Raw genomic sequence first — 25589 nt, forward strand, 5'->3', positions numbered from 1 at the left:
CCTCGTCGCGGGCGGCTGCGGGGTCGTCGCGCATCCACCCTAGGCGCGGGACGGGCGGTTTCCGGTTTCTGAAACAAACTCCTCACGTGCCGTCAATTCCCAGAGCCGGACCGGCATGTGGCTGACGTGCCCGCGTTCGCCCTGGCGCCGCCAGGCGGCGGCGCCGACGGCCCGGTAGAAGTCGGCGCGGCGCCCGGCGGGCAGCACCCTGGCGTAGTAGTCGCCGAACGTCGCCGCGTGGAAGTGCTCGTACTGCGCGGCCGACTCGACGCCGACGACCGCGTCGCGTTCGTCGTGGTCGGCGACCCGCAGGTGCGGGCCGAGGACGGCGAGCAGCTCGTCCACGGTGCGGGTGCGGGTGGCGATCGGCAGCACGCCGTGCGCGGCGAGCAGCGCGGGGACGTCCTCGGCGGGGGTGCCGAGCGCGGCCAGTGCCTCGCGCACCAGCTCGTCCTCGCCGCCGAGGCCGTGGGCGTCCCGGGCGGGGTGGTAGGTGGTGAGCAGGAAGCGCCCCCCGGGGGCGAGGTGGGCGGCGACCCAGGCGAAGATCCGGTCCTCGTCGGGGTACAGCCAGTGCAGCACCGAGGTCTGGGTGATCACCTGGGCGCGGTACGGGAGCTGCTCGGGCGCCGTGAGGTCGGCGGCGTGCAGGGCGGAGCGTTCGCCGAACGGGGCGAGCCGCTGCGCGGCCTCGGCTATCCGGTGCTCGGAGCGCTCCAGGCCGACCGCCAGCCGCAGCGACGGGAAGCGCAGCAGGGCGCTCTCCAGCAGCTGGCCGATGCCGCTGCCCAGGTCGATCAGCGTCTCGGGCCGGCCGGTGACGCGGTCCAGCACCCAGTCGCGGTCCTGGACTTGGCGCAGCCGGCTGGCATCGGCGTACCCGGCGAGGGTGCGGGCCTGGATCTCGACGGCGGACGGGCTCACGGGCGGGCCTCCTGAACACTGGTCGCGGGGTCGAGCAGGGCCAGCAGCCGGGCCCTGGTCGCGGACTGGTCGTAGCGGTGGAAGACGTTGATGCGGTTGCGGGCGAGGTCGCCGCGGTGGACGTACTCGTACAGGTCCTGGCGCTGGCCGAAGCCGTCCCCGGTGAGTTCCCAGGCCAGCCGGAACAGCCGGGACTTGAGCTCGACGTCGATCTCCCGGCCGCGCATGTACCGCTCCAGGTGCGGGCGCAGCCGGGGGTTGGCGAGGTCGCCGGGGGAGGGCTGCATCAGCAGGCCGGACGCGCCGATCCGCCGGACGATCTCGACGGCGTCGCCCGCGACCTCGGCGGACCAGACCCGGGAGGCGAAGGTGTCGCCGGGGGCGAACAGGCCCGCGTCGGTGAGCGCGCCGCGGTTCTCCGCCGCGTCGAGGAAGTACTCGGTGAGTTCGGCGTACCCGGCGAGCCGGCCCAGGTCCTCCTGGATGTTGCGGAACCGGCTGACGCCGATGGACTCGGCGAGCAGCGTGGCGGTGGCCAGCAGCGTGCGCAGGCGCTCCCGGTAGCGGATGTGGCCGACGTAGGCGCTCCAGGCGTTGATCCGGGCCAGGCCGCGGCGGGCCAGGTCGGCGTCCCGCAGCAGGAACACCCGGTCCCAGGGCACCAGGACGTCGTCGAAGAACAGCATCGCGTCCTGCTCGTCGTAGCGGGCGCCGAGCGGATGGCCGTGCCCCCACGCCGCGGTGCCGAGCGGCTCGCGGGCCAGCGTGATCAGGCCCGGGGTGTTCAGCGGCAGCGCGAACCACACCACGAACTGCTCGGCCCGGCCCTGGGTGAACGACGCCGACAGGTACACCAGCACCTCGTGCGCCAGCGGCGCCAGCGTGGTCAACTGCTTGGCGCCGCGCACCACGATGCCGTGCTCGTTCTCCGACAGCACCCGCAGCGCCAGGTCGGGATCGTCCAGCGGGTTCGCCGACCGGTCGATCTGCGGATCGCCCAGGGCGTGCGACAGCACCAGGTCGTTCTGGGCGCAGTGCCGGTACCAGGCCTCGGCGTTGGCCCCGAACCGGGGATCGGCGGAGGCCAGCTGGTGGCGGAAGTCGTGCACGCCGACCGCGATCGACGCCATGAACGCCGGGGAGCGGCCCTGCTGGCCGAGCGCCTCGGCGTGCCAGAACTCGGCGCTGCGCCGCTGGACGCGCAACTCCTCCAGGGTGGTGGGCGGTTGGTAGGCGCGGGCCAGCCGCAGGCCGGTGTCCGGGTCCTTGAAGGTGAGCAGCTCGCGGTGCTCGGGCCGGTGCTGGAGGTCCAGCAGGCGGCCGAGCTCCTCGGCGGCGGGCCGGAACGCCGGGTGGTCGGCCGGGTTGGTGACGCGCTGCCCGTCGAGGTACAGCTCGCGTCCGTCGTCGAGTTCGGCCAGGTAGCGGGCGCCGGTGAGCAGCCCGCGCGGGTCCGGGGACAGCAAGGTCATGCGCCAACTCCTCGAAGTGGTACGTCGGTTGACTGGAGTTCGGGGCCGAGCCGGCGGTACCGGGCGGCGTGGTGGAGCAACGGGCGGCCGGCCCCCTCGCCGACCGCGAGAACCGCGCCGACCAGCAACAGGTGGTCGCCGGCCGGCAGTTCGGCGTGCAGTCGGGCGGAGAACCAGGCCGGCGCGCCGGCCAGGACGGGCGGGCCGGCCGGTGCGGCGAGCACCGGCAGGTCGGCGAACCCGCCCGGGGCCCGGCCCGCGCCCGGGGCGGCGAACCGGCGGGCCAGTGCCGCCTGGTGCTCGCCCAGCACCGACACGGCGAACCGGCCGCCCTCGCGCACCGCCGCCGCCAGCGGGCTGTGCCGGGAGACGGCGACGCCGATCAGCAGCGGGTCGAGCGAGAGGGTGCTGAACGAGGAGACGGTCTTCGCGTGGTCCACGCCCGCCCAGCGGGCGGTGAGCACGGCGACACCGGTCGGCCAGTGCCGGGCGGCCGAACGGAAGGCGGTCTCCGTGAGCACCGCGCGGGAGGCGCCGGCCGCCGCGGACCCGCCCGCCGCCGGATCGCCCGGGGCCGCACCGTCCACGGCCGGGCCGTCCGTCCCGCGGGCCGGCGCGCTCACCGCAGACCCACCCGGTAGGCGCGCAGCCACTCGTCGACCTGCACCAGGTGGTCCAGGCCGCCGACCGGGTTCGGCGCGGTGCGCGGGCTGGGCAGCGGCCGGCCCTCGGCGAGGTGACGGCGCACCAGTTCCCGGTCCACCAGGTCGAACACGGGCGCCGCCGGATCGGCCAGCAGCTCGTGGGCGCGGGCGGTCAGCACCTCGGTGTAGCGCACCGCCGGGGTGGACGGGTAGCCCGACTTCGGGCGGTCCGTCACCTGCGGCGGCAGCAGGTCGCGCACCGCGTCCCGCAGCAGCCCCTTCGGCCGGCCGCCGGGGGACTTCAGCTCCCACGGCACGTTCCACAGGTACTCGACGAGCCGGTGGTCGCAGAACGGCACCCGCACCTCCAGGCCGACCGACATCGACACCCGGTCCACCCGGTCCAGCAGGGCCGGCAGCCAGCGGGTCAGCGCCAGGTGGAAGGTCTCCCGCACCTTGGCCGCGGCCGGATCCTCGCCGGCCAGCCGGGGCACCGAGGCGAGGCTGCTGCGGTACGCGGCCGCGGTGTACTCGGCGGGCCGGACCTCGGCCCGCACGTCCGGGCGCAGCAGCGCCGCGGGCGTGGTGCGGCCGTGCAGCCACGGGAAGGTGCCGGAGGCCAGCGCGGGAGCGTCGTGGAAGTACGGGTAGCCGCCGAACACCTCGTCCGCGGCCTCGCCGGACAGCGCGACCGTGGAGCGCCGCCGCACCTCGCGGAACAGCAGGTGCAGCGAGGCGTCCATCTCGCCCCAGCCGGGCCGGTCGCGGGCCCGCAGCACGGCGGCGCGGGCGTCCAGCAGGTCGTCGTCGGGGATCAGCACGCTGGTGTGCACGGTGCCGATGTGCTCGGCGGCGGCCCGCACGAACGGGGCGTCCTGGCCGGTGCGCCAGGCGTCGGGGGCGCGGTCGGCGCTGCCGGGGAAGTCCACCGAGAAGCTGGTGATCTTGCCGAGGCCGTTGCGTTCCCGGGCGGCCGCGGCCAGCGCGGTGATCGCCGAGGAGTCGACGCCGCCGGACAGCAGCGTGCACAGCGGGACGTCGCTGACCAGCTGCCGCTCCACCGCGTCCGCGAGCAGCTCCCGCACGGTGGCCAGGGTGGTCGCCGCGTCGTCCTGGTGCGGCGCCGACTCCAGCCGCCAGTACGGCAGTTCGCGCACCGTCCGGCGGTTCGCCACCACCACGTGACCTGGCCGGACCTCGTGCAGGCCGCGGAACAGCCCGTGGCCGGCGGTCGGCGCGGCGGGCAGCGCGAACAGTTCGGCGATGCCCTCGGCGTCCAACTCGGCGGGCAGCAGCGGGTTCTCCAGCACCGCCTTCGGCTCGGAGCCGAACAGCACGCCGTTCGCGTGCCGGTGCCAGTACAGCGGCTTGATGCCCAAGTGGTCGCGCACCAGCAGGAGTTCCTCGCGCAGGTGGTCCCACAGCGCGTACCCGAAGATCCCGTTGAACCGGGCCGCCGCCAGGTGCCCCCACTGGAGGTGCGCCCGGAGCACCACCTCGGTGTCGGAGCGGGTCCGGAACACGTGTCCGTAGGCCTCCAACTCGGCCCGCAGCTCGCGGTGGTTGTACAGCTCGCCGTTGTACGCCAGCACCGCGCGGACCGGCTCGCCGGCCGCGAACGGCTGCAGGCCGCCCTCCAGGTCGATCACCGCCAGCCGGGTGTGGCCCAGCGCCGCGTGCTGCGACAGCCACACCCCGTCGGCGTCCGGACCCCGGCACAGCAGGGTCTCCGTCATCCGGCGGACGGTCTCCCCGCGCAGTCGCAGATCCTCCGCCCAGTCCAGCCAGCCGGTCACTCCGCACATCAGGCCGCTCCCGTCGTCTTCTCGTCGTTCTCCTGCTCCTCGGCGCTCGCCTCCCAGTGGCAGCCGTGGCCGGTCGGCCCCGAGAGCAGGCGGTGCGCCGGGCGGTAGCCCTTGGCGCGGATGTTCGCGGACAGCGCGTGCGTGCAGTACGTGCACGGCGAGGCGAGCGTGATCGTCACCCCGCTGCGGCGGGCCTGCTCGCGGTAGTCCCAGATCGCGCAGTGCGTGATGGTGAGCGCCGCGTGCTGCGGGCCCGGCGGCCGCGCGTCGTCGAACTCGTAGTCCGAGCCGTACAGTTCGGCCTGACGGGCGATCCGGTGGATCGGGTCCGCCGCGCCCCGGCCGTGGTCCGGTTCGACGGTGCGGTGCACCTCGGCGTTGGACGCGGCCCACGCCGCGAGCACCTGCTCGCCGTAGTGCCGCACCAGGAAGCGCTCCATCAGCGCCTGCCCGCGGAAGAACAGCCGCTGCCACTGCGCGGACGGCGCGGAGCCGTCCGGCAGGTCGGCGAAGATCTCGCCCTGCAGCGCGAACCACTCCGCGAGCTGCGGCTGGTCACCGAGGCTCACCAGGTACCGGGTCAGCCCGGCCTCCGCCTCGTGCAGCCGGCGGCGCCACAGCGCGGAGCGTTCGCCGTCCGGCATCGACCGGTACGGCGAGCGCGAAGTCTCCGCCCCGGTGTCCGGCGTGACCGGCAGGAGGACGACCTGCCGCCCCGCCGGACCGTCCGGTCCGGTCCTGCCCTCGGGTACGACGCCCATCGGTGCTCTCCCTCCGACCCGCACGGTTGCGTCCTGCCAGTCACGCTAGGCAGCACCCGCCGGGCCCCAGAAGCCCCGAACGGATCCCCCGGGGGCGACCTTCGTCGCCCCCGGCCGCGCTCAGTCGGGGAGCAGCGGGACGATCCGGGCCGCCGCGGCGTACGGCTGCGCACCGTGCGGACGGTCCGGGCGGTCGGTGTACGCCTCGATCAACTTCCGTACGGCGGACAGCAGTTCGTCGGCCTCGCGGGGAGTGAGGTGCAGCACGGCGGTGACCGGATCGGCGGCCGCAACGGCGGTCGGACGGGCGGCGGGTGGGCCGGGGGCGGTGCGGGGTGCTCCGGCGGGCGGGTGGACGGTGTGCGGGGCGGGGGCGGCGTCGGTCGCCCAGCGCAGCCGCCAGGGGCGGGCGCGGCCGCCCTGCGGGACCTCCTCGACCAGGTCGTACCGGGCCAGCTGCCGCAGGTGGAACGAGCACAGCCCCGAGCTGAGCCCGAGCCGGGCGGCGGCCTCGGTCGACGTCACGGTGCCCGCTTCGGCCAGCAGGTCGAGCAGCGCGATCCGGACGGGGTGGTCGGGCAGCGGGCGGCGGACGCCCGGCGGCAGGGGGAGCTGGGTCTCGTCGATCTCGTCGGTCACTTTGCAAAGCGTGCTACTTTGCCAAGCGAATGACAAGCCGTCAGGTCGGCGGTCGCCGACCGGTGTCGAGAAGAGGTGCCGTTCCAGGCATGGCCACCACTGCGCAGGACCGCCGGGTCCGGGTCCAGGGCGAACCCGTCGACAGCTACCCCGTGCTCGCCCCCGAGACCGCCCGCGGGGCGGTCCGCCGGATCACCGTCGTGGGGGAGCCGGTGCTGCACCGCCGCTGCCGCCCCGTCACCGAGTTCGGCACCCCCGAACTCGCCCGCCTGGTCGACGACATGTTCGCCACCAACCACGTCGCGGAGGGCGCCGGCCTGGCCGCCAACCAGGTCGACGTCGACCTGCAGCTCTTCATCTGGGACATCACCGACGACTGGGGCGTCCGCCACGTCGGCCACCTGGCCAATCCCGTCCTCGACGAGACCCCGACGTCCCACCGCCGCCTGATCGAGGAGTCCGAGGGCTGCCTCTCCGTCCCCGGTCCGTACCGCACCGTCGCCCGCCCCGACCGCACCGTCGTCCACGGTTACGACCTGCACGGCCGCCCCCTCACCATCGAGGGCCACGGCTACTTCGCCCGCTGCCTCCAGCACGAGACCGACCACCTGCACGGCCGCCTCTACCTCGACCGCCTGTCCGCCCGCGAGCGCAAGTCCGCCCTCCGCGAGATGGCCGACCGCCGGTCCGAGGTCTTCGCCCGCCGCGCGGCGAACGCCGCCCGCCTCGGCGGATAGCCCGCCGCCGGCGGCCGTTCGGCCACGAAGGCTCCCGCCGTGCGCCCGGCCGGGCCGCGGGTGCGGGAGCCCTCCGGCGTCAGGGGTGCGAACCGGGCCGCCCGCCGGAGGAGTTCGGGCGTTGCGGCCGGCCGCGAGGGCCCGGTCGAGCGGAGCGCCGGGGCCGCTGCCCCGTGCCCGCCCTCCGGCCGGTGCACCGTCCCGTGTTCCGGGCGGGCCGCCGTGCCGTGCGCCCGGGCGGCGATCGCGGCGCGCACCCGGCGGGCGAGGCGGGGAAGCCGGAGGGCGTCGAGCCGGCCCGCCGGGTGGAACCCGCAGGCGCCGACCTCGACCCGGTCGGCCGCGATGGCGGCGCGGGCGGCCGCCGGGAGGACTCCGCCGTCGAGGACGAACAGCGGCTTGCCGCCCTCGGCCGGGTGCGGCGCCCGTTCGACGACCGGAAGCCGGCCGCTCGGCGGGGTGACGCCCAGCTCCTCCGCCGCCTCCCGCGCTCGGCGTCCCGCCCGCCCGAAGGCAGCCGCCGGGGATCTCCCGCCCGTCCCTGCACGCGGGCTCACCGGGCCGCTCGCGTCGAGGAACGGCACGTCCGCGGCGGTCCGCGGCCGGGCGACGGCCCCGGACCGCCGGGGGCGGTGTGCCGACGACCGCAGTCGCCCGGTGGGGCACGCCGTCAGGTGCCGTGCGCGGGGCGGTGGTGATCCGTCAGGACGGTGAGCAGGTGGACGAGTTCGGTCTGCTGGGCGGGGGTGAGGGGGGCGAGGAGTGCGCGCTGGGCGTCGGTGACGAGGGCGTCGAGGCGCTCAAGGCGGCGGCGGCCGACGGGGGTGAGGGTGATGACGTTGCGGCGGCGGTCGACCGGATCGGGGTCGCGGCGGATGCAGTCGGCGTCGGCGAGCTCGTTCAGGACGGCGACCATGTCGCTGCGGTAGATGCCGGTGCGGCGGCCGAGTTCGGCCTGACTGGCGGCGCCCGTTTCGGCCAGGGCGACCAGGACGGCGAAGTGCCACTTGCGCGCCCCTTCGGTGGCGAGGCGTTCGGCGACGAGCCGGTCGGCGGCGATCGCGGCGCCGGCGATCAGCCGGCTGGGGATCGCGCGCAGCCGGGCCGGCGCGGGTTCGGGCGGCTGTTCCATGGGCGGGTCCTCAACTCCTTGCGTTAGTGCGACTAACAGTCTAGCTTCCGTTAGTGCCACTAACGTTTCGGCGTTCGAGCAACTCTCCCTGGAGCAGAAGACCGTGATCAAGCCGTTCCGCATCGCCGTCCCGCAGGCCGACCTCGACGACCTGGCCGACCGCCTCTCCCGCACCCGCTGGCCCAACGAGGTCGCCGACGCCGGCTGGGACTACGGCTTCCCGCTGGCGCGGCTCAAGGAACTCGCCGAGTACTGGCGGAACGGCTACGACTGGCGCGCGCACGAGGCCCGGCTCAACGAACTCCCGCACTTCACCACCGAGATCGACGGCCAGAACATCCACTTCGTCCACGTCCGGTCGCCGAGGCCGGACGCCCTCGCGCTGGTCCTCACCCACGGCTGGCCCGGTTCGTTCCTGGAGTTCCTGGACGTCGTCGAGCCGCTGTCGCGCGACTTCCACCTGGTGATCCCGTCCATCCCGGGCTACGGGTTCTCCGGGCCGACCCGCGAGCGGGGCTGGGACACCGCCCGGGTCGCGCGGGCCTGGGCGGAGCTGATGCGCCGGCTCGGCTACCGGCGCTACGGCGCCCAGGGCGGTGACTTCGGCGCGAGCATCTCGCTGGCGCTGGGCGCGGCCGCACCCGGGCAGGTCGTCGGCGTGCACGTCAACTACCTTCCGACGCCGCCGGATCCGGCCGCGGACGTCGAACTGTCCGAGGCGGACGAGGCCCGGCTCGACACGGTCCGGCAGTTGATGGCGAACCGGCCGCCCTACCAGGCGCTCCAGGCCCTCACGCCGCAGACCGTCGGCTACCCGCTGACCGATTCGCCCGTCGGCCAACTGGTCTGGATCGCCGAGCGGTTCGCGCACTGGACCGACCCGGCGTCGCCGATCGACGACGACCGGATGCTCACCGACGTGGCGCTGTACTGGTTCACCGCCACCGCGGCGTCCTCCGCGCGCCTGCACCACGAGACCGCGCGCGGGGGCGTTCCGTGCCCGGCGCCGGTCGGCGTGGCGGTGTTCGCCCACGACATCACCCGGTCGGTGCGGCCGCTGGCCGAGCGGCGGTACGACATCCGGCACTGGTCGGAGTTCGCGCGCGGCGGTCACTTCGCGGCGATGGAGGTGCCGGAGACCTTCGCCCGGGACGTCCGCGCCTTCTTCCGCACCGTCGTCGGGCACGGCTGATCCGGCTCGGCCCCCCGCCGGACCGGGGCCGGTGCGGAAGTGCCTGCCGTACCGGCCCTGTTCCGCGAGCAGCCTCTCCCGGTGAGCCCCGCCCCGGCGGATCCGGGCGGCGGCCCGACCGGCGTGGAGCGCGGTGACCCGGAGGCGCAGCGGGCACCGGGTGCTCCCGCCCGTCGGCCGGCAGCACCCGGTGCGACGGGGCGGGGTCGGGGGCGGTCGGGAGCGCCGGCCGGGGCTCGGCTCAGCCGGTGAGGCCGTGGCGGACGGCGTAGAGGGCGGCGCGGAGGCGGTCGGACTGGCCGGTCTTGCGCATGGCGTGGGTGAGGTGCTTCTTGACGGTGGCTTCGGCGAGGGCGAGGCGGCGGGCGATCTCCGCGTTGCTGAGGCCGAGGGCGAGGTGGGTGAGGACCTGGCGCTCACGGTCCGTCAGGCCGGCCTGGTCGAGGGGTCGTTCGGTGGGGACGGAGTGCGGGCGCACCGGGACGGGGGCGGGGAGGAAGAGGGTCGCGCCGGCGGCGGCGAGGTGGACGGCGTCGATGATGCGGTCGGGCGGGAGGTCGAGCGGGAAGCAGCCGCTGCCGCCCGCCATCAGGATGCGGCTGGCCTCGGTGGTGGTTCCGGCGCGCCGCAGCAGCAGGATCCGGGCCTCGGGCGCGCCCTCGGGCCGGCGCACTGCGGCGACGGCGGCGAGGTCGGCGTCGAGGCCCGGCCCCCGGCCGAGCAGGACCAGGTCGGGCCGGACCCGGTGGACGGCGGCGACCGCGTGCGCGGGGTCGGTCGCGGAGCCGACCACGGCGAGGTCGGGGGCGGCGGCGAGGACGCTGCGCAGTCCGGCGCTGACCACCGGCTGACGTTCGATCAGGAAGATCCGGGTGGCGACGGCCCGGTGCGTCGAGCCGGCCGAGGGGCACAGCGGGTGGCCGCAGGTGCAGGCGGGTTCGGCGAGCAGGTGGTGGCCCGCCAGCAGGTCGAGCGGGTTGTCGATCTCGGTGTGCAGGGCGTCCATCGCGTGCGGGGCGCGCCGGGCGGGCGGTCGCAGCGTGCGGGTGGTGCCACGGGTCAGTGCGGGCACGGTCCCTCCCGGCGGGAGGGCGTGGCGGGGTGCGGGTGCATGGCGGATCGGTCCCCTCGGAGGCGGCGGGCCGGGGCGCGGGGCCCGGCACGGGAGGTGGGGATCGAGGTCCTCGGGGACGGCACGATCCCGGCGGAGGGAGGGCGGGTGCTCCGGGGCCGCCGGCGTCAGGCCAGGGGGCGGCGCACCGTGCCGGGGCGACAGGTCTCGTCGAAGCACCTGCGGTGCCACGAGCCGCCGATCCCCCAGAGGGTGAAGTCGGTCCGCCGATATGCCATACCGGAAATCGTATGTACGCCGCTGACGGACGGTCAAGGACGGTCCGCAGCCCGGATGTCGCCCCCAGCGCGATACCCCCTCCGGCCGCTCCTATGACCACCGGTAACCGCATGAACGCCTGGCTGGCTGCCCGCCCGCAGCTCCGCAACCCTCGGCCTGGACAACCCCGACGGACCGCGCCGCCGAGCACCGAAGACACCTCGCGCCGCCCCGCCGCCGAACCGGAGGACCGCACCGCCCGATGCCCGCCACCCTGACCGCCGCCGGACCGGGCACCCCGTGACCGGATTCCTGCTGCGCCGCCTGCTGCTCGCGGTGCCCACCCTGCTGGGGGTGAGCGCCGTCGTGTTCGCCACCGTCGCGCTCGTCCCCGGCGACCCCGTCACCGCGTTCCTCGGCCCCGGCGCACCCGCCGAGGCCCGGCAGGCGCTGGCGGAACGGATCGGCCTGGACCGGCCGCTGCCGGTCCGCTACCTGGACTGGCTCGGCCACGCCCTCACCGGCGACCTCGGCACCTCGACGTCCACCCAACGCCCGGTCACCGCCCAACTGCTGCCCGCCCTCGGCCAGACCCTCACGCTCACCGCCGCCGCGTTCGCGCTGGTGCTGGCCGGCGGCGTCCTGCTCGGGACGCTCGGCGCGCTGCGCCCGCGCGGCTGGACCGGACGCCTGTCCGGTGCGGCCTCCACGCTCGCCGTCTCCGCCCCGCAGTACTCGGTGGCGCTGCTGCTGATCGCCGTGTTCGCCGTCCACTGGCAGCTGCTCCCGGCCGGCGGCACCCAGGACGCGTTCGGCGCCGGCGGCGGGGCCGTCGACCAACTGCGCCACCTGCTGCTGCCCGCGACCGCCGCCGCGCTCGTCCCGCTGGGCCTCACCGCCCGGGTCCACCGCGCCGCGCTGTCCGCCGTCCTGGCCGGCGACCTCGCCGACGGGCTGCGCGCCCGCGGCCTGAGCCGCCTCGCCGTGCTGCGCCACTGCGCGCACAACGCCTCGCCCGCGCTGCTGACCATCGGCGGCCTGCAACTGGCCTACCTGCTGGAGGGAGTCGTCTTCGTGGAGACCCTGTTCGCCCGGCCCGGCCTCGGCCGCCTGCTCTACGACGCGCTCACCGCCCGCGACCTCCCCCTCGTCCAGGGCGGCGTGCTGATCGTCGCCACCGCCTTCGTCGGCATCAACCTGCTGGTCGACGCCGCGCACGCCGCGATCGACCCCAGGGTGCGGAGCTGACATGACGACACATCGACGACCGGGCACGGGAACGGACCGACCCGCGGTGACGCTGGTGCTGGCCTCCCGCCTCGGGACGATCCGACTGGCCGTGCCGCGCGCCGGCGGCCCGCTGAGCCGACTGCTGTGGGCGCCCGGCGCCGGCCCCCGGACGGGAGCGGACAGATGACCGCCCGCCGCTTCCCCGCCCTCGTGCCGGCCGCGGCGGCGGCGCTGCTACCGGTGCTGCTGGCCGTCGCCGCGCCGCTGCTGGCCCCCGCCGACCCGTCCGCCGGGCAGCTCGCCGACCGGCTGCTCGACCCCGGCAGCGCGGGCCACCTGCTCGGCACGGACAGTCAGGGGCGCGACCTGCTCAGCCGGTTGCTCTGGGCCGCCCGTCCGTCCCTCACGGCGGGCCTGCTGCCCGTCGCGGTGGCCGGCCTGGCCGGGGCCCTGGTCGGCATCGCGGCCGGACTCGGCGGACGCGCCACCGAACAGGCCCTGCTGCGCACCCTCGACGTGCTGTACGCGTTCCCCGGCGTCCTGCTGGCGATCGCGGTCGCCACCCTGCTCACCCCGGGGCTCGGCTCGACGGTGCTGGCGCTGTCCGTGGTGCTCACCCCGGCGGTCGCCCGGGTCGCGTTCACCGAGACCCGGCGGATCCGGTCCGCCGAGTTCCTGGAGGCCGCCCGGGTCAGCGGCGCGACCTGGCCGGCCCTGGTGCTCCGACAGGTCCTGCCGGTGGTCGCCCCCGTGGTGCTGGTCTACGCGACCTCGCTGGTCGGGCTCGCCATCGTCTACGCCGCCGGGCTGTCCTTCCTCGGCCTCGGCGTCGCCCCGCCCGCCCCCGAGTGGGGCGCGATGCTCGACGAGCTCCGCCCCGCGATCTTCACCCACCCCTGGCTCGCGGCGATCCCCGCCCTGGTGATCCTCGCCGTCTCGGTGCTCTTCAACACCCTCGGCGAGGCGCTGCGCGCCCGGATCGGCGACGGCACGGAGGCGGCGCGATGACGGACGCGGCGACGGAGACGGGCGCGCGGGCCGGGACGGAGCCCGGCGCGGCCGTGCTGACGGTCGAGGACCTGACGGTCGAACACCCCGGCGGGGTGCGGGCCGTGGACGGCGTCCGCCTGGCGGTCGCGGCCGGGCAGGCGCTGGTGCTGCTCGGTGAGTCCGGCAGCGGGAAGACCACGATCGCGCGGACGGTGCTCGGCCTGCCCGGCCGGGGCGCCACCGTCCGCGGCTCGGTGCGGCTCGGCGGCACCGAACTGCTCGGCCTGCCCGAACGGGAGTTGACGCGCATCCGGGGACGCCGGATCGGCTACGTCCCACAGGATCCGTCCGCGACCCTGGACCCGCTGCGCAGGATCGGCGCCCAACTCGCCGAGGTGCTGCGCCGGCACGGCCTCGCCGACAGCCGGAAGGCGGCCCGCGCCGCCGCCCTGCCGGTGCTCGCCGACGCCGGCCTGCCCGACCCGGAACGGGCGGCCGCCGCCCACCCGCACGAACTGTCCGGCGGACTGCGGCAGCGCGCCGCGATCGCCCTCGCGGTGGCCTGCGGGCCCGAACTGCTGATCGCCGACGAGCCGACCACCGCCCTGGACGCCCTGGTCCGCGCCCGGATCCTCGACCTGTTCACCACCCTGCGCACCGAGCGCGGCCTGGCGCTGCTCCTGGTCACCCACGACCTGTCCGCCGCCGCCCGGATCGGCGGCACCCTCGCCGTCCTCCACCAGGGACGGGTGACCGCCACCGGACCCGCCGGGGCCCTCCTCGTGCCGACCGGTCGGCCCACCGCCGCAGCCCCGGCAGACGCCCCGGCAGGAGCCCGCCGATGACCGACCAGCACACCGCAGCGGTTCCCCTCCTCCGCCTCGACGAGGTCGGCAAGAGCTGGGCGGGCCGGCCGGCCGTGGACGGGGTCAGCCTGGAGGTGCGGGCCGGGGAGGCCGTCGCGCTGGTGGGGGAGTCCGGGTCGGGGAAGTCCACGCTGGCGCGGCTCGCGCTGGGACTGCTGCGGCCCGACCGCGGGACGGTGACCTTCGAGGGACGCGACCCGGCCCGCCTGCGGGCGCGGGCCGACCGCGCGGTGCGGGGACGGCTCCAGTTCGTGCCGCAGCACCCGCGCGGGTCGCTGAACCCGGCCCTGCGGGCCGGCGAGGCGGTCGGGTTCGCCCTCCGGGCGCACGGCGTGCCGCGCCGTCAACGCGCCGAACGGATCGGCGAGTTGTTCCGGCAGGTCGGCCTCGCGCCGGAGCTGGCCGGCCGCCTGCCCCGCGAACTCTCCGGCGGGCAGCTGCAACGCGTCGCGGTGGCCCGGGCGTTGGCCACCGGCCCGGCCCTGGTGGTGTGCGACGAGCCGACCTCCGCGCTCGACCCGGACACCCGGCGCCGGCTGCTCGACCTGCTGACCGAACTGCGCGAACGCACCGGCACCGGCTACCTGTTCGTCTCCCACGACCTCGCGGCCGTCGCCCGCTTCGCGAGCCGCACGCTCGTGCTGCGGGCCGGCCGGGTGGTCGAGCAGGGCCCCACCGAGACCCTCTGGACCGCACCCCACCATCCGTACACCCAGGCCCTGTTGGAAGCCGCCGGCCCGCACGTCGCGCTGGCCGGCGCGGGTCTGCACACCGAACCGAGCGAGGAATCGTCATGACCAAGGACCACCGCACCCGTTCCAGAGCCGCCGCGCTGGCCGCCGCCACCGTCCTGCTGGCGGCCGCCGGCTGCGGCGCCGCGGACCCGGGGGCGGGAGACGCGGCCGGCGGTTCCGGCGGCGGCACCCTGGTGATCGGGGCGACCGGGAAGCTGCCCAACCTGGACACCGTGATCGGCGGCGCCGGCTTCGAGGGCAAGCGCCTGCTGAGCTTCCAGATCTACGAAGGGCTCACCCGCTACGAGCTGCTGAAGGACACCAACAAGCCGCCGCAGGTCACCGGCGCGCTCGCCGAGTCCTGGCAGGTCGCACCGGACCGGCTGACCTGGACGTTCGCCCTGCGCAAGGGCGTCACCTTCCAGGACGGCACGCCGTTCGACGCCGACGCGGTGCTGTTCAACCTGCACCGCTACCTGGACCCCGCCAGCCCCGAGCACACCGACGCGCTCGGCGCGGCCGCCAAGGAGTACGCCGGCGACATCGCCTCCTACCGCAAGACCGACGACACCCACGTCGAACTGGTCACCACCGCCCCCAACGGGCACTTCCCCGAGGACCTGGCGCACGTCCTGATCGCCAGCCCCACCGCCGTCCGCAAGACCGGCACCAAGGACTTCGCCCAGCACCCGGTCGGCACCGGCCCGTTCGGGTTCGTCTCGCAGACCGAGGGCCAGCAGGTCGAACTCGCCGCCAACCGGACGTACTGGCGCGGCGCACCCCGGCTCGACCGGCTGATCGTCAAGGCGCTGCCCGACCCGGCCGCCCGCACCGCCGCGCTGCGCTCCGGCGGCGTCAACTGGATCGAGTACCCGAACCCCGACGACCTGGACAGCCTGAAGGCCGCCGGCGCGCAGATCCTCACCAACAGCTACGACCACCTGTGGTACTGGATCCTCGACACCGCCAAGGGCCCGTGGGCGGACGTCCGGGTCCGGCAGGCCGCCAACTACGCGATCGACCGGCAGGCCATCGCCGGCAACCTGCTGCACGGCACCGCCGACCCCGCCTTCCAGGCCGCCCCGCGGGCCACCGCCGCCTACGACCCGACCGGCGACCGCTACTCCCACGACCCGGCCAAGGCGAAGCAGCTGCTCGCCGAAGCGGGCTACCCCAACGGGTTCAGCAGCTCCGTGACGGTGCCGACCGGCGGATCCGGGAACCTGCTGCCGGTGCCCATCGCGGAGGCCCTGCAACGCGACCTCGCCGCCGTCGGCATCAAGGTCGAGATCCGCACCACCGACTGGACCACGCTGATCGGCGCCGAGGCCAAGGGGCAGGTCGCCCTCGGCTCCGACGCCATCGCCCAGTCCACCACGCTGTTCCAGTCCGAGGCGCTGCTGCCGCTGTTCGTCGGCTCCAACAGCCCCTTCTGGACCGGCCATTACGCCAGCCCGAAGGTCGACAGCCTGATCGCGGGCGCCGCCGCCAACCCCGACACGACGGCCCGGCAGGCCGCCTACCGCACCGCGCTGCGACAGGTCACCGAGGACGCGCCGTGGCTGTTCGTGGTCAACGACCGCAACCCGCGCGCCCTCGCCCCGACCGTCCACGGACTCGTCCAGCCGCAGTCCTGGTTCCTCGACCTCACCACCGTCCGCGTCGGCAACTAGTCGGCACCCGGCACGAGCTGCCGAGACCCGTTCGCAGAAAGGCCCTTCGATGACCACCAGCACCTCCCCGCACCACCAGCCGCCGCCCGCCTGGGGCATCACCCTGCCGCTGCCCGGGCTCACCATCGACCGGCACCGCTTCCTGGTGGAACGGCTGCCGGACCTCGGCTACGGCGACGTGTGGAGCGCGGAGGGCGGCGGCACCGACGCCTTCACCCCGCTCGCCGCCACCGCCGCCTGGTCGCCCCACCTGCGGATCGCCACCGGCATCGTCCCGGTCCACACCCGCGGGCCCGCGGTGCTCGCCCAGACCGCCGCGACGCTCGCCCAACTCGCCCCCGGCCGCGTGCTGCTGGGCATCGGCGCCTCGGTGCCCGCGCACGTCACCGACATCAACGGCATCCCGTTCGACGAACCCTTCAAGCGCACCCGCGACGTGCTCCGCTTCCTCACCGCCGCGCTGCGCGGCGAACACGTCGCCGGCGACTTCGACACCTTCTCCATCACCGGCTACCGCCTGCCGCACCCGCCCGCCGAACCCGTCAAGGTCATCCTCGGCGCACTGCGGCCCGGCATGCTCCGGCTCGGCTTCACCGAGGGGGACGGCGCCATCACCAACCTGCTGAGCGCCCAGGACCTGCCCAAGGTGCTCGACGTCGTCGGGCCGCAGCCGCCCGGCAAGGAACTCGTCGTCAAGGTCTTCGTCTGCCCCACCGAGGACACCGCGTACGCGCACCGCGCCAGCCGGCCGTTCCTCACCTGGATCCTCAACCGCGAGCCCTACCGCAAGTTCCACCAGTGGCTCGGCAACGGGGAGTTGCTCGCCGAGACGCACAAGCGCTGGGCCGACGGCGACCACGAGGGCGCGCAGCGGGCGCTGCCCGACGAGGTCGTCGACAGCCTCTTCCTCAGCGGCTCGCCCGAGGAGTGCCGCGAACAGATCCTCCGCTACCAGCAGCCCGGCGTCACCGCCATCCAGCTGTACGTCTCACCGCCCCCCGAGGTGTTCACCAGCCGTACCCGGCTGCTCGACACCCTCGCCCGCCTCGGACCCGCCGCCCGGTGACTCCGCCCTGTCCCGCGGCCCGGCCGCCACCACTGCCTCCAGGAGAACCGTGATGGACCTCGAACTGCACGGAGAGGTCCGGGCTGCGCCCGGCCTCTCGGAAGTCGCCTCCACCGCACGCGAGTTGGAGGAGGACGGGTTCGACGGCGCGCTCGTCGTCCCGTCCGGCCCGGAGGTGTGGCCCGCGGTCGGCCGGGCCCTCGCCGCCACCAGCCGCCTGCGGATCGCCGTCGCCCACCGCATCGGCACCACCGGGCCGATGGCCACCGGCGGCCGGCTCGGCGCCCACCTGACCATCGACTCCGGCGACGACGAGCACCTCTCCCTCCTCACCCGCCACCTCGACCGGGACCACGCCCACCCGATCTCCCTCGGCGGCACCTCCCCCCACTGCCTGCCGCTCGCCGCCCGCCACGCGAGGGTGTACGACGTCCCCGCCCTCCCGCTCCCCGACACCCGCCGCCGGATAGCCGAAGCCCACGCCACCGCCGCCCGCCACGGCCGCACCCTGCGCATCTCACGCCACGTCACCGTCGTCCTCGCCGAGACCGAGGACGCTGCGCGCCGCCGCCTCCGCGAGCTCCTCGCCGAGACCGACGCCGCCACCCGCCGCCGCCTCGCCACCGCCCACACCGGCACGCCCGCCACCGTCGCCACCCGCCTCCACCTCCTCCGCAGCACCGGCGTCCAGCTCCTCCGCCTCTCCTTCCCGGCCCCCCAACCCCGCCCCCTGCGCCGAGAGTTGATCACCCGCCTCCGCAACCCGCAGCCACTGCGCCGGGCCTGGTGAGGCGTGGCCGGGGCGGGAGTCGGTCGCGGTGCTCGGGGGCGGTTGAGGCAGGCGGGGGCGCGAGTGCGGCGCCGTGCTCGCGGGTCGGGGCAGAAGGGTGCGCGGGTGGTCAGCCGTTTCGCGGCCGGCCGGCGCTGTGCCGGGCCTGGCGGGGCGCGAGTCGGCTACAGCGCGAGGTCGGCGAGCAGCAGGTCAGCGAGCTGTGCGGGCGTCAGTTCGCCGTCGAGGAACGCGGTTTCCAGCGGCATCGCGGCCTCCGCCGCCCGGCACTCCGCGATCCGCGACCGGCACCACGCCCGGACCTGCTCGTCCCGGGCCGGATCGTCCGGGGTGAGGCTGCGGGCGTCGATCCGGGCCGCCAGGACGGCGTCCGGCACCCGCAGGAAGAAGTGCCGCACCGGGACGCCGGCCTCCGCCAGCCCGTCGAACACCTCCGCCAGGTACTTCGGGCGCACCAGCGTCATCGGCACCAGCACCGGACGGCCGTACTCCGTCGCCAACCCGGCGGCCAGCGAGACCACCTGACGCCGCCACAGCGGAAGGTCCCGGAAGTCCCCGGCCGGATCGGGCACCACCCGCCGCAGCAGGAAGCCGACCTCCTCCGGGTCGAACACCAGCGCCTCGGGCAGCCGCCCGCGCACCTCCGCCACCAGCGTGGTCTTCCCGCTGCCGAACGCGCCGTTCACCCAGATGATCACGTCTCTCGCCTCCTGTCCCCGCTGTCCCCGCCCCACTCCACCACGCTCCCGCCCGCCCGCCGGGTTCCGGCCGAACGGACGTACCCGCACCTCCAGTAGGCTGTGCCGCCGCCGGAGATGAACGGGGGACGGGCCACGCCGGGCGCAGCAGCCGGGCCGTGCACGCCGCCCCGGGACGGGGCCGGCGCACGGGGACGGACACGAAGGACAGCGCGAACAGTGAACGGCGCAGCGACGCACGGCGAGCACGGAACCGGCACGCGGGGGCAGGACGGACAGGGCTGGCGGTACCTCCTCGACGAGGGCACCGACCCGGCCGGGCGCATCCCCGTCCACGCCGTGCAGGGCAGTTGGCCCCCCGGACCGGACGCCGCCCACCGGCCGAACCCGCGCCACCGCCGCCCGCTCCCCGACCCGGTCCCCGCCGACGCGCCACCGCCCGGCCTGCCCCCGCTCGGCGCCGGCCGCCGACCCGCCGGCCGCGCCCTGCTCTCCTGGCTGGAGGACACCCGCGGGCCCCGCCTGTGCCGGGTCGCCGGCTCGTCCGGCAGCGGCCGCACCCACCTGCTCACCTGGCTCGCCGCGGCCTGCCCGCCCGACCACCCCCGGCCCGGCCGCCGCGTCCACGCGCTGCTGGACGTGGAGGGACTGACGGTCCGTTCGGCCGCCACCCGCCTCGCCGACCTGCTCGGACTGACCGCCGGAAACCCCGCCGACCTGCTCGAAGCACTCCAGGACGGCACCCCCCGCACCGTCGTCGTCACCGACCTCGACCGGGCCGGCGGCCCGGGCCTGCCGGGCACCCCCGAGCGGCTCGTGCGTGAACTGCTCGCCCCGCTGCTGAGCGTCCCCTGGCTGCTGCTCGTCGTCGAAGCCGCCCACGGCCCCGCCGCCGACCTGCTCACCGCTGCCGCCCCCGGCGGCGCCGTCCTCGACCTCGACCAGCCGCAGTGGACCGACCCCGCCCAGTACGCCGCCTGGTGCGCCCGGCTGACCGGCCATCAGGTCGACCCCGCCACCACCCACCCCAGCCCCGGCCTCGCCCAGCTCGCCGCCCGCACCCCCGGCGCCGTCCTCGACCCGGCCCGGACGCCCGCCGAACGGGCCACCGCCCTCGCCGACGCCTGGTGGGCCGCCCTCCCCGAGGCCGAACGCCGCGCCCTGCAGGCGCTCTCCACCGCCGACGGGCCGCTCAGCACCGACCTGTGGGCCACCCTGCCCGGCGCGGGCGGCGAACGGACCGTCAAGTCCGCCGCCGACCTGCTGCCTCCGCCGCCCATGGCCGACCGCTGGCGGCTGCGCCCCGACGAGCTCGCCGAACGGGTCGCCGCCGACCGGCCGCCCGTCGACCACGCCGCCATGATGTGGGAGGTCGCCGGCGGCATCCCGGTCCGCGCCGACGGCGGACCCGACCTCGCCGCCAGCGACCCCGAACGCCTCGCCCTGCTGCTGCGGCACGCCTCCGCCGGCGACCCGGCCTCCCCGATGCTCGACGAACTCGACCTGCTGCTGCACGCCGAACCCGCCACCGTCACCGCCGCGTTCCAGCGAGCCGAGGACGCGGGCGCGCCCCGCACCCCGCTCGCCGAGGCCTGGCGGCTGGCCGCCCCCGACCGGGCCGCACTCGCCCGCCCCGCCGACCGGGCCGCCGTCCTGCACGCCTGGCTGACCGGACGCGACGCCGAGTCCGCCGCGCACTGCGCCCGGCTCGCCGAGGCCCGCTGGCACACCGTCTGGAACCGCCCCGCCGCCGGCCCCTGCATGACCGCCCTCGGCGTCGGCCCGCTCGCCGGCCGCCTGCTGCTCGCCGACGGCGCCTCGCTGCACGTCTGCGACCCCGCGAACGGCGAGCCCGCGTCCCCGGCCGCACCGTTGACGCTCCGTCATCCGCGCGCCCTGACCGCCACCGCGTTCGGCGGGGCCCTGCTGCTCGACGCCTCCGGCGCCCTGCAGTCGGTCACCGTGGACGGCGCGGTCGGCGCGCCCGCCGGCGCCCTGGAGACCCTCGGCCCCGTCACCGCCCTGGCCGGCCACCACGACGCGCTGGTCCTCGGCCTGTCCGACGGCCGCACCACCCACAGCACCCTCGCCACCGGCCTGAGCCACTGCCCCGAGACGCCGCTGCACGAGGGCCCCGTCACCGCGCTCGGCGTCACCGACGCCGACGGCGGCACCCTGGTGGTCAGCGGCGGCGAGGACGGCCGGGTCTGGACCTGGATGCCCGGCCGGCCCCCGCTGCCGGCCCCCGTCGACCGGCGCCCGCACGCCGTCACCGCCGCCGCCCTCGGCGCGACGCCCGCCGGCCTCCTCCTCGCCGCCGCCTGGTCCGACGGCCTGCTCCGCCTCCGCCGCTGGGGCGACCGCCACCGGGGCGCCGACATCCGCCTCGGCGCCCCCGTCCGCTCCCTCGCCGTCACCCCCGACGGCCTGGTCGTCGCCGCCCTCCCGGAGGCCGTGCTGGCCCTCACCCTGGTCGACCGGGGCTCGCCGGGCTGACCGGAGGAGGCCGCGGCACGCCGTACCCCGAGACCGGTCGGGGTGCGGCTCCGGGTCCGTTCGGGGGGCGTCTCCTCCGAGCGGACGGCGGCCGTCGCCGAGTGCCCCTGGCAGGGTGTCAGAACCCGTGCAGGAGCCCGGTCGATCTCGCCACGACCCCGAACAGGGAGGCCGGCATGACCGCCGACCCGACAGCCCGGACCGCCTCGAACCCCGCCGCCGCCACCCCTGCCGCCGCCGGCCGCCGACCGGTCCTGCGCGCCGCCCTCGCGCTCGCCGTCGGCGCGGGCCTGCTCGCCGCGCTCGCCCCGGCCGCCGCGGCCCGGCCCGCCGTCCCCGCGGCAGCCGCCGACACGGCGGGGCGGCCCGCCGACTGGCAGGCCGCCGACGCGGCCCTCGCCGGGATGACCGACCCCGGCTACTCGACCTCCGCCCTCGGCGCCGTCCGGGTGGACGGCCGGCTGGCGTGGAGCAGCGCCACCGGCGTCGCCGAACTCGGCACCGGCCGACCCGCCGACCCGCGCGGCGCCTTCCGGATCGGCAGCGCCACCAAGACCTTCGTCGCCACCACGCTGCTCCAACTCGTCGGCGAACACCGGCTGAACCTCGACGACCGGCTGGAGTCCCTGCTGCCGGGAACCGTCCCGAACAGCCACACCATCACCGTCCGCCAACTGCTCAACCACACCAGCGGCGTCGCCGACTACACCCAGGACCCGGCGTTCGACTTCTCCGACCAGTGGCTGAACGGCGGCCGCTACACGTCCTACCGCCTGCGGGACCTGGTGGACCTCGCCAACAGGTACCCGCCCGCCTTCGCCCCCGGCCAGGACTGGCAGTACTCCAACACCAACTACATCCTGATCGGGATGATCATCGAGAAGCTCACCGGCCACAGCTGGAACGACGAGGTCACCCGCCGGATCGTCCGCCCGCTCCGGCTCACCGACACCTGGATGCCCGGCGACTTCCCGTTCGTCCCGGGCCCGCACGCCCACGCCTACGCCAAGTCGTCCGCCGGGCCGGTCGACGTCACCGAGCTCAACCCCTCCATGGCCGCCTCCGCCGGCGGCGGCATCTCCACCACCGCCGACCTGACCGCCTTCCTCGACGCCCTGCTGGGCGGCCGCCTGCTGCGCCCGGCCGAACTCGCCGCGATGAAGGAGACCACCCCGCACGGCGAGGGACAGACGTACGGCCTCGGCCTCCAGCGCCTGGACACCCCGTGCGGCGCGTTCTGGGGCCACGCCGGCGGCATCCCCGGCTACCGCACGATGATGCTGGCCTCCCCGGACGGCAGGCGCGAGTTCGCCGCGAGCACCACGTTCTACGACGCCCCGGACGAGGACGCCGCCAACGCCGCCTGGCGCAGGGTGGCCGTGACCGCCCTGTGCGGCGCAGGCGCCGCGGCGGCCGGACCGGCCTCCGCCCGCACGACGCCGTGACCGACCGCCTACGCTGACCGGCGGCACCACACCCAACCGTCTTGAGGAGGACGAGCCATGGCTGAGCCGCTGATCGCCGCGGTCGGGGGCCGGGCGCCCGCCGTCGACCCGGGCGCCTTCGTGGCCCCGACCGCGGTCGTGGTCGGGGACGTGACGATCGCGGCCGGCGCGAGCGTCTGGTACGGCGCGGTGCTGCGCGGCGACGCCGAGTCGATCACCGTCGGCGCCGGCAGCAACGTCCAGGACAACTGCACCCTGCACGCCGACCCGGGCTTCCCGCTGGTGGTCGGCGAGCGCGTCTCGGTCGGCCACAACGCCGTGCTGCACGGCTGCACGGTCGAGGACGACGTGCTGGTGGGCATGAACGCCACCGTGCTCAACGGCGCCCGGATCGGCGCCGGTTCGCTGGTGGCGGCCGGAGCGGTGGTGCCGCAGGGCATGGCCGTCCCGGCGGGATCGCTGGTCGCCGGCGTCCCGGCCAGGGTCCGCCGCGAGCTGACCGAGCACGAGAAGGCCGGCATCACGGCGAACGGCACCGGCTACCGGTTGCTCGCGAGCGCCCACCGGGACGTCCGGACGCCGGCCGACGACCTTCCGGACCGGCCGTAACGCCGGCCGCCTCCCGACGGCCCGTCAGCAGGACCGCCGTGGCGGGCCGCGGGACCGCCCTCGCTCAGAAGACGGACAGGCCGGTGAGAGTGGTGAAGCGGTCCAGGGCCCACACGCCCGCCACCGAGTTGCCGCGCCGGTCGAGCCCGGGGCTCCACACGCACAGGGTGCACACGCCGGGCACGACCGCGACGATCCCCCCGCCGACGCCGCTCTTGCCCGGGAGCCCCACCCGGTAGGCGAACTCTCCGGCCGCGTCGTAGGTGCCGCAGGTGAGCATGACGGCGTTGACCCGCTTGGCCTGACTGGGCGTCAGCAGCATCGAGCCGTCGGCCCGGACGCCGCGCCGGGCCAGGAAGCCCGCGGCCAGCGCCAGGTCCCGGCACGAGGCGGCGATCGAGCACTGGCGGAAGTAGGCCGCCAGCAGCTCCGGCACCGGGTTGGCGATGTTGCCGTAGGACGCCATGAAGTGGGCCAGGGCGGCGTTGCGGTCGCCGTGGGCGGCCTCCGAGGCGGCGACCTCCGCCACGAAGTCGACGGCCGGGTTGCCGCTCTCCTCGCGCAGCAGGTCGCGCACCTGCTCGGCCGCGTGCCCGGTCAGCGACTGCAGCCGGTCGGTGACCACCAGGGCGCCGGCGTTGATGAACGGGTTGCGCGGCACGCCGTTCTCGTACTCCAGCTGCACCAGGGAGTTGAAGGGGTTGCCGGAGGGCTCGCGGCCCACGAACCGCCAGATCTCCTCGCCCTCCGAGGCGAGCACCAGGGCCAGCGCGAAGACCTTGGTGATGGACTGCGTGGAGAAGGGCTCCTGCCAGTCGCCGACGCCGTGGACCGTGCCGTCCGGTTCGGCGACGGCCATGCCGAAGCGCCGGGGGTCGGCCCCCGCCAGCAGCGGGATGTAGTCGGCGGGCCGGCCGTGGTCGTCGAGCGCCGCCACCTCCGTCCCGATCCGTTCCAGTACGGCGCCGAAGCGGCCGGACGCGGACCCGGTCGTCGGGGTCGGCGGGGCGGGGTGAGGGCTGTCGGGCATGCGGTGCGTCCTACGGGAGGTGAGGGAGCGGAGCGGGGCGGCCGTTCCGCTGCCAACGATCGCAGACGGCCGTGGTCCGGCCGGCCGCGGGGCCGCTCCGACGCCGCCGACGGGCCGCGGCCGTGCCGGCCCCCGGCAGGTCCGTGGTCCGTGCGGGCAGCGGCCGGTGGCCGGAGGTCGTTGTCGGTGGCGCGTGGGAGGCTCCGCGGGTCCGAGGCGTACGAGTGGAGGAGTGTCCGCATGGCGGTGGTCGAGCATGCCCGTTTCGGTCGGCTGGACACCGGCACGACCGACGGCCCGGACGTCATCTGGCAGGGCACCGGGCAGCTGGCGGGCGAGGAGGTCGAGGTCCTGCTGTGGGCCGGGTCCGCCGGTGAGCCGTCCGTCGGGGAACTGGACCTGCTCGCCGCCCGCCTCGGCGACCTGCCCGCGCTCGACGCCGCCGCGCGCGAGGCCCTGCGGGCGCACCTGCGGGAGGACCGCAGCTTCATCGACTTCCACATCGACGAACTGGAGGGCGCCGAGGCGGTCGAGCGCCTGGTCGGGGCGGCGGGCGGCGAGCAGGTCGGCGCGGACGCCTTCGTCGCCGCGCTGCGCCCGCACGGCATCGGCCTGTGGCTGAACGGCGTCTCGGCCGGGGCCCCGGTGGTGCTGGACTACGTCTTCGCACCCGACGTCTCCGACCAGATACTCGCCGTCAGGATGACCGCGGAAGGGGCGGTCGACTCGGTCGACTGGGAGAGCTGACGGCACCGGCGCGAGGCGGCGAACGCCCGGGCGGTAGCCTTCCGCCGTGGGAAAGACCGTCAGGTACCTGGAGATGACCTCGCCGGAAGACCTCCGCCCGGCCCCCGCCGTGCCCGCCCTCGGGCTGCTGCTCCTCGACCGGTCCTCGATGCTGGTCCGCACCACTCAGGCACAGGTCGGGGAGGCGTACGGCTGGGCCAGCGCCCGGCGCACGGACAGCGAATGGGAGGCCGAGCTGCGGGCGCACCCGCTGCTGCAGTACTGGCTGATCACGCACGACGGCGAGCCCGCCGGGGTGTCCTACCTGGAGCCGCAGCCCGGCGGCAGCGTGGAGATCACCGCGTTCGGGCTGCTACCCGCCCGCATCGGCAAGGGCCTCGGCGGCCCCGCCCTGACCCTCGCCCTCCAACGGGCCTGGGCCACCGAGCCCCTGGGCGCCGACGCGGTGACCCGGGTGTGGCTGCACACCTGCTCGGCGGACCACCCGCACGCCCTGCGCAACTACCAGCGGCGCGGCATGCGCCTCTACCGCACCGAAGCCGAGTAGCCGCCCGTCCCGCCCGCCGCCGCCGTGCGTCC

Annotated in this window: 24 protein-coding genes; 14 read left to right on the forward strand and 10 right to left on the reverse strand. The window is 76.0% G+C overall.

Annotated features, from left to right (window positions below):
• Positions 1–39: 39 nt before the first annotated feature.
• From ACFV1L_RS09300 to ACFV1L_RS09325, 6 genes are all read right to left on the reverse strand, one after another.
• On the reverse strand, positions 40–924 hold the full coding sequence (locus ACFV1L_RS09300) for a class I SAM-dependent methyltransferase (RefSeq protein WP_380364400.1): 885 nt from the start codon (positions 922–924) through the stop codon (positions 40–42).
• The gene (locus ACFV1L_RS09305; protein WP_380364402.1) at positions 921–2396 is read right to left on the reverse strand and encodes a 4-hydroxyphenylacetate 3-hydroxylase N-terminal domain-containing protein; all 1476 of its coding nucleotides are present in this window, start codon (positions 2394–2396) and stop codon (positions 921–923) included. The genes ACFV1L_RS09300 and ACFV1L_RS09305 overlap by 4 nt, the downstream gene beginning before the upstream one ends.
• Entirely contained in the window at positions 2393–3019 is a 627-nt protein-coding gene (locus ACFV1L_RS09310; protein WP_380364404.1) for a flavin reductase family protein, read from the reverse strand. The genes ACFV1L_RS09305 and ACFV1L_RS09310 overlap by 4 nt, the downstream gene beginning before the upstream one ends.
• A complete protein-coding gene (gene asnB / locus ACFV1L_RS09315; protein ID WP_380364406.1) occupies positions 3016–4845 on the reverse strand; it encodes an asparagine synthase (glutamine-hydrolyzing) in 1830 nt (609 codons plus the stop codon). Before asnB ends, ACFV1L_RS09310 begins: the two co-directional genes overlap by 4 nt.
• Positions 4845–5606 carry a hypothetical protein gene (locus tag ACFV1L_RS09320; protein ID WP_380364408.1) on the reverse strand — a complete coding sequence of 254 codons (762 nt, stop codon included), beginning with the start codon at positions 5604–5606 and terminating at the stop codon, positions 4845–4847. Before ACFV1L_RS09320 ends, asnB begins: the two co-directional genes overlap by 1 nt.
• Before the next feature lie 120 nt (positions 5607–5726).
• Entirely contained in the window at positions 5727–6245 is a 519-nt protein-coding gene (locus ACFV1L_RS09325) for a winged helix-turn-helix domain-containing protein (protein WP_380364409.1), read from the reverse strand.
• Positions 6246–6334: 89 nt separating this feature from the next.
• Between ACFV1L_RS09325 and def the strand changes: the two genes are divergently transcribed.
• Positions 6335–6982 (forward strand): peptide deformylase, encoded by a 648-nt coding sequence (gene def, locus ACFV1L_RS09330; protein ID WP_380364411.1) that lies wholly within the window; start codon positions 6335–6337, stop codon positions 6980–6982.
• A 670-nt stretch (positions 6983–7652) separates the two neighbouring features.
• On the opposite strand, the gene ACFV1L_RS09335 is transcribed toward def, so the two are convergent.
• Positions 7653–8114 carry a MarR family winged helix-turn-helix transcriptional regulator gene (locus ACFV1L_RS09335; RefSeq protein ID WP_380364412.1) on the reverse strand — a complete coding sequence of 154 codons (462 nt, stop codon included), beginning with the start codon at positions 8112–8114 and terminating at the stop codon, positions 7653–7655.
• 103 nt (positions 8115–8217) lie between these two features.
• On the opposite strand from ACFV1L_RS09335, the gene ACFV1L_RS09340 reads away from it, so the two are divergent.
• Entirely contained in the window at positions 8218–9306 is a 1089-nt protein-coding gene (locus ACFV1L_RS09340; RefSeq protein ID WP_380364414.1) for an epoxide hydrolase family protein, read from the forward strand.
• Between the two features lie 241 nt (positions 9307–9547).
• Here the strand turns inward: ACFV1L_RS09340 and ACFV1L_RS09345 are convergent, their stop codons facing one another.
• A complete protein-coding gene (locus ACFV1L_RS09345) occupies positions 9548–10378 on the reverse strand; it encodes a response regulator transcription factor (protein WP_380364416.1) in 831 nt (276 codons plus the stop codon).
• A 558-nt stretch (positions 10379–10936) separates the two neighbouring features.
• Here ACFV1L_RS09345 and ACFV1L_RS09350 point away from each other — a divergent pair.
• The 7 genes from ACFV1L_RS09350 to ACFV1L_RS09380 all read left to right on the forward strand — a co-directional run bounded on the left by ACFV1L_RS09350 (position 10937) and on the right by ACFV1L_RS09380 (position 17985).
• A complete protein-coding gene (locus tag ACFV1L_RS09350; RefSeq protein WP_380364418.1) occupies positions 10937–11884 on the forward strand; it encodes an ABC transporter permease in 948 nt (315 codons plus the stop codon).
• 165 nt (positions 11885–12049) lie between these two features.
• Positions 12050–12874, forward strand: coding sequence for an ABC transporter permease (locus ACFV1L_RS09355; protein WP_380364420.1), 825 nt, complete (start codon positions 12050–12052; stop codon positions 12872–12874).
• Entirely contained in the window at positions 12871–13701 is an 831-nt protein-coding gene (locus ACFV1L_RS09360; protein WP_380364422.1) for an ABC transporter ATP-binding protein, read from the forward strand. Before ACFV1L_RS09355 ends, ACFV1L_RS09360 begins: the two co-directional genes overlap by 4 nt.
• On the forward strand, positions 13698–14519 hold the full coding sequence (locus ACFV1L_RS09365; RefSeq protein WP_380364424.1) for an ABC transporter ATP-binding protein: 822 nt from the start codon (positions 13698–13700) through the stop codon (positions 14517–14519). The genes ACFV1L_RS09360 and ACFV1L_RS09365 overlap by 4 nt, the downstream gene beginning before the upstream one ends.
• Positions 14516–16129 (forward strand): ABC transporter substrate-binding protein, encoded by a 1614-nt coding sequence (locus ACFV1L_RS09370; RefSeq protein ID WP_380364425.1) that lies wholly within the window; start codon positions 14516–14518, stop codon positions 16127–16129. Before ACFV1L_RS09365 ends, ACFV1L_RS09370 begins: the two co-directional genes overlap by 4 nt.
• Positions 16130–16178: 49 nt before the next feature.
• Entirely contained in the window at positions 16179–17195 is a 1017-nt protein-coding gene (locus ACFV1L_RS09375; RefSeq protein WP_380364427.1) for an LLM class F420-dependent oxidoreductase, read from the forward strand.
• Between the two features lie 52 nt (positions 17196–17247).
• On the forward strand, positions 17248–17985 hold the full coding sequence (locus tag ACFV1L_RS09380; RefSeq protein WP_380364429.1) for an LLM class flavin-dependent oxidoreductase: 738 nt from the start codon (positions 17248–17250) through the stop codon (positions 17983–17985).
• Between the two features lie 164 nt (positions 17986–18149).
• Here ACFV1L_RS09380 and ACFV1L_RS09385 read toward each other — a convergent pair whose 3' ends face one another.
• On the reverse strand, positions 18150–18683 hold the full coding sequence (locus ACFV1L_RS09385) for an AAA family ATPase (protein WP_380364430.1): 534 nt from the start codon (positions 18681–18683) through the stop codon (positions 18150–18152).
• 219 nt (positions 18684–18902) lie between these two features.
• Here ACFV1L_RS09385 and ACFV1L_RS09390 point away from each other — a divergent pair, with 219 nt between their 5' ends.
• The 3 genes from ACFV1L_RS09390 (at position 18903) to ACFV1L_RS09400 (ending at position 23233) form a co-directional block, all read left to right on the forward strand.
• The gene (locus ACFV1L_RS09390; protein WP_380364432.1) at positions 18903–21179 is read left to right on the forward strand and encodes a hypothetical protein; all 2277 of its coding nucleotides are present in this window, start codon (positions 18903–18905) and stop codon (positions 21177–21179) included.
• A 176-nt stretch (positions 21180–21355) separates the two neighbouring features.
• Positions 21356–22624 carry a serine hydrolase domain-containing protein gene (locus tag ACFV1L_RS09395; protein ID WP_380364434.1) on the forward strand — a complete coding sequence of 423 codons (1269 nt, stop codon included), beginning with the start codon at positions 21356–21358 and terminating at the stop codon, positions 22622–22624.
• 57 nt (positions 22625–22681) lie between these two features.
• On the forward strand, positions 22682–23233 hold the full coding sequence (locus tag ACFV1L_RS09400; RefSeq protein WP_380364435.1) for a gamma carbonic anhydrase family protein: 552 nt from the start codon (positions 22682–22684) through the stop codon (positions 23231–23233).
• Between the two features lie 64 nt (positions 23234–23297).
• On the opposite strand, the gene ACFV1L_RS09405 is transcribed toward ACFV1L_RS09400, so the two are convergent.
• Positions 23298–24263 (reverse strand): glutaminase, encoded by a 966-nt coding sequence (locus ACFV1L_RS09405; RefSeq protein WP_380364437.1) that lies wholly within the window; start codon positions 24261–24263, stop codon positions 23298–23300.
• 240 nt (positions 24264–24503) lie between these two features.
• On the opposite strand from ACFV1L_RS09405, the gene ACFV1L_RS09410 reads away from it, so the two are divergent.
• Both ACFV1L_RS09410 and ACFV1L_RS09415 read left to right on the forward strand, forming a co-directional pair.
• A complete protein-coding gene (locus ACFV1L_RS09410; protein WP_380364438.1) occupies positions 24504–25010 on the forward strand; it encodes a DUF2004 domain-containing protein in 507 nt (168 codons plus the stop codon).
• A 46-nt stretch (positions 25011–25056) separates the two neighbouring features.
• Complete coding sequence (locus ACFV1L_RS09415; RefSeq protein ID WP_380364439.1) at positions 25057–25557, forward strand: GNAT family N-acetyltransferase; 501 nt, start codon at positions 25057–25059, stop codon at positions 25555–25557.
• The last annotated feature ends 32 nt before the right edge of the window (positions 25558–25589 follow it).

The sequence above is a fragment of the Kitasatospora sp. NPDC059646 genome (genome assembly GCF_042734615.1).
In the GTDB taxonomy this organism is placed as follows: domain Bacteria; phylum Actinomycetota; class Actinomycetes; order Streptomycetales; family Streptomycetaceae; genus Kitasatospora.

Bases quoted from the DNA above. Each gene is read 5' to 3' on its own strand.
- ACFV1L_RS09405 (WP_380364437.1), bottom strand. From the start codon at position 24,263: ATGCCCGACAGCCCTCACCCCGCCCCGCCGACCCCGACGACCGGGTCC.
- ACFV1L_RS09335 (WP_380364412.1), bottom strand. From the start codon at position 8,114: ATGGAACAGCCGCCCGAACCCGCGCCGGCCCGGCTGCGCGCGATCCCC.
- ACFV1L_RS09375 (WP_380364427.1), top strand. From the start codon at position 16,179: ATGACCACCAGCACCTCCCCGCACCACCAGCCGCCGCCCGCCTGGGGC.
- ACFV1L_RS09320 (WP_380364408.1), bottom strand. From the start codon at position 5,606: ATGGGCGTCGTACCCGAGGGCAGGACCGGACCGGACGGTCCGGCGGGG.
- ACFV1L_RS09355 (WP_380364420.1), top strand. From the start codon at position 12,050: ATGACCGCCCGCCGCTTCCCCGCCCTCGTGCCGGCCGCGGCGGCGGCG.
- ACFV1L_RS09395 (WP_380364434.1), top strand. From the start codon at position 21,356: ATGACCGCCGACCCGACAGCCCGGACCGCCTCGAACCCCGCCGCCGCC.
- ACFV1L_RS09370 (WP_380364425.1), top strand. From the start codon at position 14,516: ATGACCAAGGACCACCGCACCCGTTCCAGAGCCGCCGCGCTGGCCGCC.
- def (WP_380364411.1), top strand. From the start codon at position 6,335: ATGGCCACCACTGCGCAGGACCGCCGGGTCCGGGTCCAGGGCGAACCC.
- asnB (WP_380364406.1), bottom strand. From the start codon at position 4,845: ATGTGCGGAGTGACCGGCTGGCTGGACTGGGCGGAGGATCTGCGACTG.
- ACFV1L_RS09365 (WP_380364424.1), top strand. From the start codon at position 13,698: ATGACCGACCAGCACACCGCAGCGGTTCCCCTCCTCCGCCTCGACGAG.
- ACFV1L_RS09305 (WP_380364402.1), bottom strand. From the start codon at position 2,396: ATGACCTTGCTGTCCCCGGACCCGCGCGGGCTGCTCACCGGCGCCCGC.
- ACFV1L_RS09410 (WP_380364438.1), top strand. From the start codon at position 24,504: ATGGCGGTGGTCGAGCATGCCCGTTTCGGTCGGCTGGACACCGGCACG.
- ACFV1L_RS09400 (WP_380364435.1), top strand. From the start codon at position 22,682: ATGGCTGAGCCGCTGATCGCCGCGGTCGGGGGCCGGGCGCCCGCCGTC.
- ACFV1L_RS09360 (WP_380364422.1), top strand. From the start codon at position 12,871: ATGACGGACGCGGCGACGGAGACGGGCGCGCGGGCCGGGACGGAGCCC.
- ACFV1L_RS09380 (WP_380364429.1), top strand. From the start codon at position 17,248: ATGGACCTCGAACTGCACGGAGAGGTCCGGGCTGCGCCCGGCCTCTCG.